Consider the following 12,864-nt stretch of genomic DNA (forward strand, 5'->3'; position numbering starts at 1 on the left):
CTTACCGATAACGGGAACGATACCTGGACCCTGACCGTACCCGCAGGGAGCGAACTGGCCGAAGGCACCTACGATGTAGCGGCGACCACCACAGACCTGGCCGGCAATACTGCAAACGATACCACTACGGACGAACTATCCATTGACCTTACGGATCCTACGGCACCCACCGTAAATACCCTGTTGACCAACGATACTACCCCGACCATTACCGGGACTGCAGATTCGGCCGACGTGCTTACGGTCACCCTGAACGGGACCACCTATACCGAGGGCGATGGCAACCTTACCGATAATGGGAACGATACCTGGACCCTGACCGTACCCGCAGGAAGCGAACTTCCTGAAGGGACTTATGACGTGTCGGCAACCACCACAGACCTGGCGGGGAATACAGCAAATGATGCCACCACAGACGAGCTTAGTCTTGTGCCATTACAAACTCTTACCACAAATTCCACTAACCAAGAATTTTGTGCTTTTGACAGACCAAGTCTCAATGATATTCAAATTAACGAGAGTAATGTTTTATGGTATGACCAAGAAAATGGAGAAAACATATTAGACTCTTCCACTTTATTGGAACATCAAAAAACCTATTATGCTTCACAATTATCGGGTGATTTAAAAAGCACAGCCCGTTTAGGAATTACTATTAATTTAATTGAACCACCTACGCCTACTTCAGAAAGTTTGACTCAAGTATTTTCTACAGTCGATAATCCAACCCTTGGTGATATTCAAGTCAACGAAAGCAATATTATCTGGTATGATGCTCCTGTACTTGGAAATATCTTGGATTTTGACACCACATTGGTAGACGGAACAAACTACTATGCTGCATTGATCGATTCAAATTGTGAAAGTATAAATCGACTTGTAATTAGAGTTCAAGTAGATGGAATATCAGATTTAAAAATAAGAAAAGAAGCCAGCAGCTATAATCCTATGGTAGGTGAAAATGTTAATTTTACCATTACCGTTACCAATGACGGAGATACTAATTTCACCGACCTTACAATCAATGAAAGAATTGAAAGTGGATTTACTTATATAGAATATACAGCAACCAAAGGCACTTATAACCCATCCAACGGGGAATGGAGTATCGATAATATTGGGCCTTCAGAGACGGTGGAATTGAATATTGGGGCAACTGTTAAAGCTGCTGGAAGTTATATTAACAATGCATCCATATCGAGATCTACTCCATTGGACAACAACTTGAATAATAATAGTGCTCAGATAGTATTGGAACCATCATGTTTAAAAGTATATAATGAATTTACTCCAAACGACGACGGTGATAATGACTACTTCAGAATAGATTGTATTGAAACGTTTCCAGAGTCGGATTTCCAAGTTTTTAACAGATATGGTGCCCTGGTGTATCAGAAAAAAGCATACCAAAATGATTGGCGAGGATTGGCCAATGTACAAGGTGTTGTGCGCAAAGGAGAGCCATTGCCCACAGGAACCTATTTCTATATACTTAAAACCGATGCTTTGAGCGAAAGCAAAACAGGTTGGTTATTTTTAAGAAAAGACTAACAAGCATTACACATCAACCAATAGATGAAGATCCTAAATAAAAATATACCAAAACTCTTAACACTGTTTCTCCTTTTAGGTGGAGGTAGACTAATGGCGCAGCAATTGCCACAATATACCCAGTATATGTACAATACCTCTACCATAAATCCGGCATACGTTAATGAAAACAACCGTATGGATGCCACTTTGAGCTACAGGGCACAATGGATTGGAATTGACGGTGCCCCAGAGACTAAAGCACTTACAGTTTCCGGGATCATCAACAACAAAATTGGTTTGGGCGTTAATATCTTTAAAGATAACATTGGACCTTCGACCGAATTTAGTTCCAATGCGGTTTTCTCTTACTATCTAAACTTGAGCAAAAAAGTAAAATTATCGCTAGGCCTAAATGCGGGCATCGATTTTTTTGAGGTCGATTATTCCAAAGGCAGTTATTACGACCAGAATGATGTTCTTTTTAGTTATGACGATTATTACAATGCCCTCCCCGTTATAGGTGCAGGGACATATATTTTTAGCGATAACTGGTATGTAGGTTTTTCAATTCCCAACATGCTCATAAACCAATCCAATGTAGAAAGCGACAAGAATTTGATACATCGGGACAACCATATATATATTATTGCTGGGTATGTAATAGATGTTTCAGCTACCGTAAAATTAAAGCCTTCTATTTTGGTCAAGACTATAGATCATGCACCTCTTACAATAGACGCCTCCCTAAACGTGCTTTTTCTGCAAAAATTTACCTTAGGTGCCTCACATAGACTTAAGGACAGTTATAGTGCCATGGCCGGATTCCAGATTTCCAAGAACTTTTTTATGGGTTATTCATATGATTACAGTATATCCGATATTGGTAATTACAATCAGGGTTCTCACGAAATTATACTTAAATATTTAATGCCAAGATGGGGGCCAAATGCCCGTTCACCCAGATTTTTCTAAGCAAAGACCTATGAAAATTATCCTTTCCATATTAACTCTATTTATTTATAATGTCCATCTGGCACAAAATTCCAGAGCGGATGCGAACGAGTATTTTCAAAATTTAAATTTCACGGAGGCGATAAATATTTACCAGCAACTGGAATCGAAAAAGAAAAAATCCAAACCTCTTTTTGTGGAACGCTTGGCAGAAAGTTATTTCAATATTAATGATTATGCCAATGCCAAAATTTGGTACGAAAAATTTTATGCCCTTAAGGATAAAAGAGTAGATGAGAAAACGATTATCAAATACATACAAAGCCTTAAAGCCTGCCAGGAATATAGTGTTGCCAATAGTATAATCAAGGAATATTACAACTATGATAAGCAAAAATTGGCCACCATCTTGGAGCAGGAAAATTATTTGGATAGCCTTATGGCGGAGGCACCCCAATACAACATTGCCAATTCAGAAATAAACTCGCAACTTTCGGACTTTGCCCCTATGTACTATAAAGATGCTATTGTATTTTCCTCAAGTAGAGCTCCGGAGTTTTCCGAAGATGCCGAATACTCCTGGAACAACCAACCATATCTTTCCATTTTTACGGCCGATAGGAACAAAACTACAGGAGAGCTTGGCGATGTACAAAAATTCCATAAGAACATTCAATCCTCCTTTCACGAAGGAACCCTAACCTATTCCTCCGATTATAAAACCGTTTATTTTACCCAAAATTATTTAAAAGGCAACGAGCTGCAGGTAAATCCAAAAGGGTTCTCCAATATGCAGATCTTACGGGGAGATGTGGAAGGAGATTCCATTGTGAATGCAGTTTCCTTAAAATTCAACAATCCCAAATACTCTTTCGGGCATCCATTTTTAACAGAGGACGGGAAACGACTATTCTTTGTTGCAAATATGTACGGAGGCTTTGGAGAAACTGATATTTACTATGTGGATATTGATGAAGACGGAGACTTGGGCCCTGCCACCAACCTTGGACCTACCATTAATACCTCGGGAAGGGAAATGTTTCCATATGTTGAAGGCGAATACTTGTATTTTGCTTCGGACAGTCATTTTGGCCTGGGTGGATTGGATATTTTTAAAGCTGAAATGGAATCGAGCAATGTTTATGGAATCCCAAAAAACATGGGAATGCCCATCAATAGCAATATGGATGATTTTGCCCTTATCATAAAAGACTCGGAAAACACGGGCTACTTTTCTTCCAACAGGGCCAATGGAAAAGGGGACGACGATATTTATTCCTTTAATAAATCGGCCGAAATGATGGTTTATAAAGGCACTATTTTAGACGATATGACCAAGAATCCCATTCCAGAAGGCACTATAAAGGTATATGATGAGAACAAACAATTGGTTATACAGGCCAATACAGATGAGCAAGGTAACTTTGAAGTAGCTTTAGATCCCAATATCAATCACATATTTGCCTTCTTTAAACTAGAATACAAACAGGAAATTCTTGCGGTCAACAATGCTGATAATCCAACCCTTTATAAGGACGTTAATAAAACGATGTTGATTCCCTTTTCAAAGTTTGTGGTTAACGAAGGTGGAGTAGAAAAAGTTAGGGTAAACCCTATATTTTTTAATCTGAACCGATTTAATATTACGTATAAAGCCGCTGCAGAGCTGGACAAGATAGTGAGCTTTATGAATGACTTTCCATCGGTAAAAATTAAGATAGAAGCACATACCGATTCTAGGGCATCAGATGAATTTAATATGCAACTTTCCGATAATAGGGCAAAATCTACCCTGGATTATCTTGTTTATATGGGAATTGATCCCTCAAGAATTGAGAGCGCCATAGGTTATGGAGAGTCCCGTTTGATAAATAATTGTGCTAACGGTGTCCCCTGCAGCAATGAAGACCATCTGGCCAACAGGCGCTGCGATTTCATTATTATTGGTAAATAGGTGAGAAAAAGTTTGAGTGCATTTGTGTTACCTACTGTCCTTATAGCAACCAAACTCTTGTCTAACAGGGCGTTGGTCTAAATTTATGGTACGTTTTAACTTTTATAATTATATTAAAGCCATAATTATAATAAGTCAAACCTCTTATGGACATTTTAGGAACCCTATACAATGAAATCATTGGATTTTTGGGCATACGGCAGGCACTGGAAATTTTGCAAGCAGGAGATTATAGTGTTTTCTCTACTTACGATGGTGTTGTTTCCCTTATTTACCCCATAATTCCCCTATTATTACTATTGGAATTCATTCTTGGTCTGGTATACAAAAAGCCTAATACCAAGGTATATAAGGTTAACTTCCTCATCTATGTATTTAATAGGTTTATTGGCCGATTTATAGCCATAGCCATGGTGACCTTTATTATAGGGTGGTTACAACCCTATGCCCTTTTCCAGACAAAAATGACCTGGTATTGGTTTATTTACGGATATATTGTTTGGGAATTCGGTCATTTCCTATACCACTATTGGGGGCATAAAGTGCGACTTTTTTGGTGTTTGCATTCTACCCACCACGCTCCAGAACAAATGAACCTTTCCGTTACCCATGCCCATTTTTTTCTAGAGGCCCCTTATGCCGATGCCATTAGAACCACAGTATGTATCCTCTTGGGCGTTGAACCAATTTTACTATTTCTGATCATGTTTATAGATGGCACCTATGGCGCATTTATCCATGTTGGTGAAAATATGATGAAAGATGGTAGAATGGGCTTTTTGAACAAAATTATATTAACCCCCTCCCATCATAGGGTACATCACGCCAGGAATCCATTATATATGGATACCAATTTCTGCAATTTGCTGAATATCTGGGACAAGGTTTTTGGAACCTACCAGGATGAACAACATGATATTGAAATAGAATATGGTATAACCCGTAAAATGGATAGCGGCAACTTTTTGGATGTTTATTTCGGCGAATTTGTGGCCTTGTTCAAAGATGTCGCCAAAGCGCCTGGCTTAAAAAATAAACTACTTTATATTGTTATGCCTCCGGGTTGGAGCCATACCGGCGAACACCAGACCTCAAAATTGGTACGTGGAGCCTACCTAAAGGAACAACTGGCTAAGGAGTAAATACCAGAGTGGCAATCACGATACAGTGATCGCTGGCATAATTCTCACATACCACCTCATAATCCAACACCTGCCATTTTTCGGGCTGATTGTACATAATATGATCAATGCAGATATTGGGACCGGTTGCCGGAAAAGTGCCTTTCCAAGCATTGGGGTGTTTGGGTTTTGAAAATTTTTCAGATATAATAGTGATAGGGTTACTATTTGGCACTGCGTTAAGATCGCCCACCAACAAAGTTGGGAGTTCCGTATCCCCCAAATGGGCAATGATGGCCTTGGCCTGCATCACTTTATCGGTTTCATCCTTCAAGTGATCCAGATGGGTACCAACAAACTGAATGGTATTACCGTTTTTGGTTTTGACTTGGGTTACCAAAGCTGCCCTAGGTTCCGAATTCGGTAAATGTGGCAGCGCTAAATTCTCACTGCCAATAAAAGTAAATTTTGATAGCACCGCCTCTCCATACTCCCCTCCATCATAATACATGGCTCTGGCAAATAACGAGGCCATTTTTGTTCGGATTCCCAATTCGGTGGGCAAATCGTAGTTTTTGGCTCTCTTCGTTTTAAAATCGACCTCCTGTAACGCTACCAAATCGGGTTGATAATGATTAATCACTCCTGCTATGGTATCCAAATTAAAATCGTTCTTGGTAGTGGCCCCATGTAGAATATTAAAACTCATCACCCTTAGGGTATCTGCCTGTGCATGGATACCAAAAGAAGATCCCGCCACAAAAACGACAAGAAGTAATTTTAAAATGTGATATTTCATATGCCCAATTAAAAATTTGGGCCGAAAATATGCGATTTCCGACCCTTATTTAAACTATTATATTAGATTCCTGCTACTGCCTTTATCTCGCCTATTATTCTATCTGCCAGGCCATCCGCTTCGGCCTGACTTTTGGCTTCCGTATAAATTCGTATGATAGGCTCGGTATTGGATTTACGCAGGTGTACCCAATTCTCTGGAAAATCGATCTTTACACCATCAATGGTAGAAATCTCTTCATCTTTATATTTCTCCGCCATAGCAACTAAAATACCGTCTACATCCAAACCAGGAGTAAGTTCAATCTTCTTTTTGCTCATAAAATAACTGGGGTAACTGGCTCTTAGCTCGCTTACGGTACCTCCCCTTTCTGCCATCAACATTAAAAATAAGGCCGTTCCTACTAAAGAGTCCCTACCATAATGACTTTCAGGATAAATAATGCCTCCATTGCCCTCGCCACCAATAATAGCCTTGTTGGCCTTCATTTTGGTCACCACGTTTACTTCACCAACAGCAGCAGCTTCATAAGTGCCTCCATGTTTTTCAGAAATATCCCTTAAAGCCCTGGAAGAAGATAGATTGGAAACGGTATTTCCCTTGGTTTTTCCCAACACATAATCTGCACAGGCTACTAAAGTATATTCCTCCCCGAACATTTCCCCCTCATTGGTGATAAAAGCCAAACGGTCTACATCCGGATCTACAACGATTCCAAAATCGGCCTTTTCCTTTACTACCAATGCACATATATCGCCCAAATGTTCTTTTAGAGGCTCAGGGTTATGCGGAAAATGCCCTGTAGGATCGCAGTACAGTTCCACTACTTCTACTCCCAATTCCTTTAAAAGTTTAGGTATGGCAATGCCTCCGGTAGAATTTACCCCGTCTACCACTACCTTAAACTTGGCCGCTCTTATAATATCGGCATCAACCAAAGAAAGGTCCAACACCTCGTCTATATGGATATCGATATAGGAATCGTTCCTATTAACGGTTCCCAAATCATCCACCTCTGAGAAATTAAAAGCTTCCTTCTCTGCAATTTCCAATATTTTGGCACCTTGGGCAGCATCCAAGAACTCCCCTTTCTCATTTAGAAGTTTTAAGGCGTTCCATTGCTTTGGGTTATGACTGGCCGTAAGGATAATACCCCCATCGGCCTTTTCCAAAGGCACCGCTATTTCTACAGTTGGGGTTGTAGACAGGTCCAGGTCCACTACATCTATTCCCAAACCTACTAGGGTGGATACTACTAAATTCTGGATCATTTCTCCGGATAGTCGCGCGTCTCGCCCAATAACTACCGTTAGTTTTTCCTTTTTAGAGTATTCTTTTAACCAAACACCGTAAGCAGCCGCGAATTTAACCGCATCAATAGGCGTTAAATTATCACCTGGTTCACCTCCAATGGTACCTCGTATTCCCGAAATAGATTTTATTAAAGTCATATTTTATTTATAAATTTTTACAAATATAAAAGGTTAGGTTTAAATCCTATGCCGCTAAGTTGTAAATTCGAACTTAATAAACTTCAACCGAGGTCAATGAATTTTTTAGCACACCTATATCTTTCTTTTGAAGACGACCAGATAACTATCGGAAATTTTATAGCAGACAGTATAAGGGGCAATAAATACAATCACCTTCCAGAAAAAATTCAGAAAGGAATTGTACTGCACCGTGCTATAGATACTTATACGGACAAGCACCCAATTGTAAGGCAGAGCACCAAACGCTTGCATGAAAACTATAGTCATTACAGCGGTGTAATTGTCGATATTTTCTATGATCACTTTTTAGCCAAGAATTGGTCAGAATACGCCGATACCCCATTGCCCCACTTTGTGGACAATTTTTATGATCTTTTGGAAAACAATTACGATATACTTCCCATAGGGGTCAAGCGCATGATGCCCTATATGATTGCGGATAATTGGATTTTGAATTATGCCAAAATGGAAGGTATATCCAGGGTTTTGAATGGAATGAATAGGCGGACCCAAAATAAATCCAAAATGAATTTTGCCATTTTGGACCTTGAAGAACATTATACCGATTTTGAAAAGGAATTCACTTATTTTTTTGAAGAATTGATCGTATTTTCCAAACAAAAATATCTCTCCTTAAGATAAGTACCAGGAATTGTGGGTAAAACCCATTCCATGTCAAGGGACAACCATGATTTTTTTCATCTAAATATGGTATTAAATTACAATAAATAAGTACCTTTAATCACCTTTCCCAAATGTGGGAACACTCCCCCAAATAATTATAAGTTCCGCTTAAATACATTTCCCCTCACAGTTAGTCCTTTTAACATTGTGCAAACAATGGTGTGCGTTTTTATTTAAAACTTTACCTAAAAAACAACAACTATGGGAATTAAACATTTGAACTACATTGGAATTGGATTGATCTTTCTCTTAATGCTTCTGGGCTGTAGTCCGGAGTCAACAATCGAAGATACCCTGGAACCTGTCAATAGCAAGGCCCTTTTAAAATCCAACACTTTCTATGGTCCCCAAATATCCTTGGGGAAAGGCCATGTACGGTCATGGATAAGGATTGCAAAAGATGGCACTCCAGAAGAATTGGGCGTGGAAATGTCCAAAAATTTACTAACCCAACTGCCCAAAGGTGATGACCCTGTACAATTGGTACTTCCATTGCACAAAAAAGCAATGGATGTGACCCCGTTCAATCATGTCCTTTTTGATTGGAACCCTCACGGACATGAACCCGATGGCGTGTTTACAGTACCTCATTTTGATGTACACTTTTATTTGACCTCAGTTGCCGCCCGGGAGGCAATTCCGACCTACCCCGAAGCAACGCCCCAGTTCGACAATTATCCGCCACCAGGCTACCTACCTGTTGATTATATAACTCCGCCGGATGGTGGTACGGCAGTGCCTATGATGGGTACCCATTGGATCCCAACGAGCTTTGTTCCCCCATTTTCCAATATACTGCTTTATGGAACTTACGATGGGGAGGTAACATTTGTGGAACCAATGAATACAGTGGCCTACATAGAAAGTGGGGTTCCTTTCAGCGAAGCTTATTCGCAACCTACAAAATTTACAAAAACCTCCTATTATCCAACGGTCTATAATGTTTATCAAAATTCAAAGGATCAAAAACAAATTATCTCTCTAAGCGAATTCGTGCATCGGGAAGCCGAATAGACACTATAAAAAGGGTTGTCAAGGTACAATCCTTTTTTTTTGCAACTTATTCAATTACCTATACTTATTTTCTGATGAAATCGCCCAAGAAAAGAAGATTGGCCGTATCCTCTTGACAAGGCGATCATTTATCTGGCCGCTTTTAACTTATTTTTATTTTGGCAAGCCCTTGGTACATATATTTAATTATTAACGGAATTGCCCAATAGATTAATGCTTATCCATAAATTTTAAGTCGATTGCGTCTTAAAGTTTATATTTAATTGGAATATGACTATCTTTTTGGAAAAATTATAGTCTATGATCCGTATAACTGGTTTCTTGCTTGGAATACTCCTATTTATCAATTGCAGGAACATACCCGAACCCACACCCACAGGCTTAGTTACTGAAAAAGCAATGGTTGTCTCCGCTCGGGTGGAGGCCTCCAAAATTGGATCTAACATCCTTCAAAAGGGAGGTAATGCTTTCGATGCTATGATTGCTACAGAACTGGCTCTTGCCGTGGCCTATCCCTATGCAGGAAATATTGGCGGCGGAGGTTTTATGGTATATAGGAAAGCCAATGGAGAAATAGGAGGTTTGGACTATCGCGAAAAAGCGCCTTTGGCGGCGCATGCAGATATGTATTTGGATTCTTTGGGAAATGTAATCCCGGGAAAAAGCACTTTGGGAGCAACGGCCGTAGGCGTTCCTGGCACTGTGGCCGGTGTAATTGCCGTGCATAAAAAATTTGGATCACTACCCCTTAAAGAAATCATGGCGCCAGTTATTGAGCTGGCAAAAAAAGGAGTTATTGTAACCAAAAAGCAAGCCGAAAGATTGGAAAATTATCGCGACATTTTTATGGAAGTGAATAGCGACACTACTTTTTTTGCCACTGTTTACAAGATGGGCGATTCTATAAAATACCCGGCTTTGGCAAATACCCTCCAAAAAATTTCTGATCAAGGTAAAGATGGATTTTACAAAGGGGAAGTTGCAGAAAAATTGGCCAATTTTATCCAAGCCAAAGGAGGTTATCTTACTATTGAAGATCTTGAAAAATATGAAGCCAAATGGAGATCTCCTATAACGTTCAATTATAAGGACCTAAAGATCATATCTATGAGCCCTCCCAGCAGTGGAGGGTTTACCATAAATCAAATTTTTAAGATGATGGAACCCTATGACCTATCCAGCTTTGGACATAATTCGGTTAAATCCATTCAATTGTTTACGGAGGCCGCGCGTAGGGCCTATGCCGATAGAAACTACTTTCTGGGAGACCCGGATTTTGTGGAAATCCCTTTAAAGGAACTTTTGTCCGACCAATACCTACAGGAAAGAATGCAAAATTTTTCCTTTGACAAGGCTACCAAATCCTCTGAAGTATCCCATGGGGAGGTACAGATTGTTGAAAGCGATCAAACCACCCACTACTCTATTGTAGATTCGTTTGGGAATGCCATTGCGGCCACAACGACAATTAACGGAGGTTATGGTTCAAAACTGTTCTCGGATGAACTTGGGTTTTTCCTTAATAATGAAATGGACGATTTTAGTGCCAAACCAGGAGTTCCCAATATGTTCGGACTAGTGGGGGCCGAGGCCAATAGCATTACCGCAGAAAAGCGGATGTTAAGTAGCATGACGCCCACCATTGTGGAAAAAAATGGGGCGTTATGGATGGTAGTAGGGACTCCGGGAGGGTCCACGATAATAACAGCGGTGGCTCAGACCATTCTAAATTGCTATGAATATAATATGAGTATGCAGGATGCTGTAAACGCTCCCCGTTTTCACCATCAATGGCTGCCCGATGCCATCATTTTTGAACCGGAAGGATTTGAACAGAGCTTACTCAGCGACCTAAAAATCAAGGGGTACATCATTAATGAAGAAAACACCCCAGTTATAGGTAAGGTAGATGCCATTAAGATATTGCCAAACGGTAAACTTGAAGGGGGTGCCGATAGGCGTGGGGACGATACCGCCGTAGGATTTTAGGCAAAACCGTAAGTTGTATCCGCCCAATTTGTATATTAGGCTCACTGGATGCATTGCGAACCCCTAAAAACCGATTATAATTGATCAAAAAAATAGGCAAAATATTACTTGGAGTATTGCTGCTGTTATTCACCTTGGGCGCTATACTCTATGCTATTTACAACGAACCCATGCCTACGGGTATCAAAAGCCAAAATGCCGATGCCTTGGCCATGAAAATGCTGACCTCCCTCAATTATAAAGCCTACAAGGAAACCCGGTTCCTGGAATGGTCTTTTGCCAATGGAAAACACCATTATCGATGGGATAAGAAAGTAGATACCGTACTTGTTGCTTGGAGCGATTATCAAGTGCATCTCGATTTGAAGGTACCCTCAAAAAGTACAGTTGCCAAAGATAAGATACCCCTTGAGGGTGAAGAAAAGGAAAGACTTCTTAAGAAGGCCACCTCTTTTTTTAACAATGACTCTTTTTGGCTGGTTGCCCCTTTCAAGATTTTTGATCCCGGTACAGAAAGGAGTATAGTATCCTTGGAAGATGGTACCCAGGAATTATTGGTCACCTACACTAGCGGTGGCAACACTCCGGGCGATTCCTATCTATGGAAATTACAGCCCAATGGCTTCCCGATCAGCTTTAAGATGTGGGTGAGTATTATCCCTATTGGCGGCATTGAAGCTAGTTGGGACGACTGGCAGGTTATGGAAAGCGGTGCATTTCTGCCCAGCCAACACAGTATTGGCCCTATAACCTTGGATATGGGGAATGTAAGGGGGTATCAGTGATGCAGTTTTCAGTTACTTCAGCCATTAACCACTAGGCAATAGGCAATAGTGGATTACCACAGTGACCAATTAGCAATAAGCAATTTTAACGTAAGAAGTAAATTAGTATTCAGTGATTAGTATTGAGAATCTAGAGTCTAGATGCTAGAGTCAGTTTCTTGGCTCTAGGCTCTAAGCAACACCCATGTCAGATCCAGCTCATCTCGATAAATATCGTGAGAGAACTACATGAAAGACAAGGTCCAAAGTAGAAAGATCAAGGGCTAGATTGAAAACCACTTGTGTGCGACTTCTCGTCGTCCCGAAAAAGGGACTCTGTCGAAGTGACTAGGATGTCAGTTCGAGTGTGCCTGCCGAAAGACGGAGTCGTTAACTACCTCATTGCACATTAACCAAAGGCTCCCCTCTTGGAACGAAGAGGGGAATGAATTTTGCGCCATTTTGCGCGAAAGAAAGGGGAGTTGGAAGCCCTAACTTTCACTTATTCTCCGTCTTCTGTCTATTTTCCCAAGGATTGGGATTTCAAAACCCTCCGTCTTCG

At 40.4% G+C, this 12,864-nt stretch carries 10 protein-coding genes; 8 read left to right on the top strand and 2 right to left on the bottom strand.

Annotated features, from left to right (window positions below; all coding sequences use genetic code 11):
* From KO529_RS20760 to KO529_RS20775, 4 genes are all read left to right on the top strand, one after another.
* Nucleotides 1-1,551: gliding motility-associated C-terminal domain-containing protein (locus KO529_RS20760; RefSeq protein WP_215949779.1), on the top strand; the 1,551-nt coding region annotated here is incomplete at its 5' end.
* A 24-nt stretch (nucleotides 1,552-1,575) separates the two neighbouring features.
* Complete coding sequence (locus KO529_RS20765; RefSeq protein WP_215949780.1) at nucleotides 1,576-2,505, top strand: PorP/SprF family type IX secretion system membrane protein; 930 nt, start codon at nucleotides 1,576-1,578, stop codon at nucleotides 2,503-2,505.
* Nucleotides 2,506-2,515: 10 nt separating this feature from the next.
* Entirely contained in the window at nucleotides 2,516-4,438 is a 1,923-nt protein-coding gene (locus KO529_RS20770; RefSeq protein ID WP_215949781.1) for an OmpA family protein, read from the top strand.
* 146 nt (nucleotides 4,439-4,584) lie between these two features.
* Complete coding sequence (locus KO529_RS20775) at nucleotides 4,585-5,580, top strand: sterol desaturase family protein (protein ID WP_215949782.1); 996 nt, start codon at nucleotides 4,585-4,587, stop codon at nucleotides 5,578-5,580.
* On the opposite strand, the gene KO529_RS20780 is transcribed toward KO529_RS20775, so the two are convergent.
* Nucleotides 5,570-6,358, bottom strand: coding sequence for an endonuclease/exonuclease/phosphatase family protein (locus tag KO529_RS20780; protein ID WP_215949783.1), 789 nt, complete (start codon nucleotides 6,356-6,358; stop codon nucleotides 5,570-5,572). The genes KO529_RS20775 and KO529_RS20780 overlap by 11 nt on opposite strands.
* Nucleotides 6,359-6,420: 62 nt before the next feature.
* Nucleotides 6,421-7,809, bottom strand: coding sequence for a phosphoglucosamine mutase (glmM, locus tag KO529_RS20785; RefSeq protein WP_215949784.1), 1,389 nt, complete (start codon nucleotides 7,807-7,809; stop codon nucleotides 6,421-6,423).
* Nucleotides 7,810-7,905: 96 nt separating this feature from the next.
* Here glmM and KO529_RS20790 point away from each other — a divergent pair, with 96 nt between their 5' ends.
* The 4 genes from KO529_RS20790 (at nucleotide 7,906) to KO529_RS20805 (ending at nucleotide 12,323) form a co-directional block, all read left to right on the top strand.
* Nucleotides 7,906-8,493, top strand: coding sequence for an ACP phosphodiesterase (locus KO529_RS20790; protein ID WP_215949785.1), 588 nt, complete (start codon nucleotides 7,906-7,908; stop codon nucleotides 8,491-8,493).
* A gap of 243 nt (nucleotides 8,494-8,736) precedes the next feature.
* Entirely contained in the window at nucleotides 8,737-9,549 is an 813-nt protein-coding gene (locus KO529_RS20795) for a DUF5602 domain-containing protein (protein WP_215949786.1), read from the top strand.
* A 300-nt stretch (nucleotides 9,550-9,849) separates the two neighbouring features.
* Nucleotides 9,850-11,538: a gamma-glutamyltransferase gene (gene ggt, locus KO529_RS20800; protein WP_215949787.1), complete on the top strand. Its 1,689-nt coding sequence runs from the start codon at nucleotides 9,850-9,852 to the stop codon at nucleotides 11,536-11,538.
* 80 nt (nucleotides 11,539-11,618) lie between these two features.
* Nucleotides 11,619-12,323, top strand: a complete 705-nt coding sequence (locus KO529_RS20805) for a hypothetical protein (RefSeq protein ID WP_215949788.1) — start codon at nucleotides 11,619-11,621, stop codon at nucleotides 12,321-12,323.
* The last annotated feature ends 541 nt before the right edge of the window (nucleotides 12,324-12,864 follow it).

It is taken from the genome of Arenibacter algicola, from assembly GCF_018860365.1.
In the GTDB taxonomy this organism is placed as follows: Bacteria; Bacteroidota; Bacteroidia; order Flavobacteriales; family Flavobacteriaceae; genus Arenibacter; species Arenibacter algicola_B.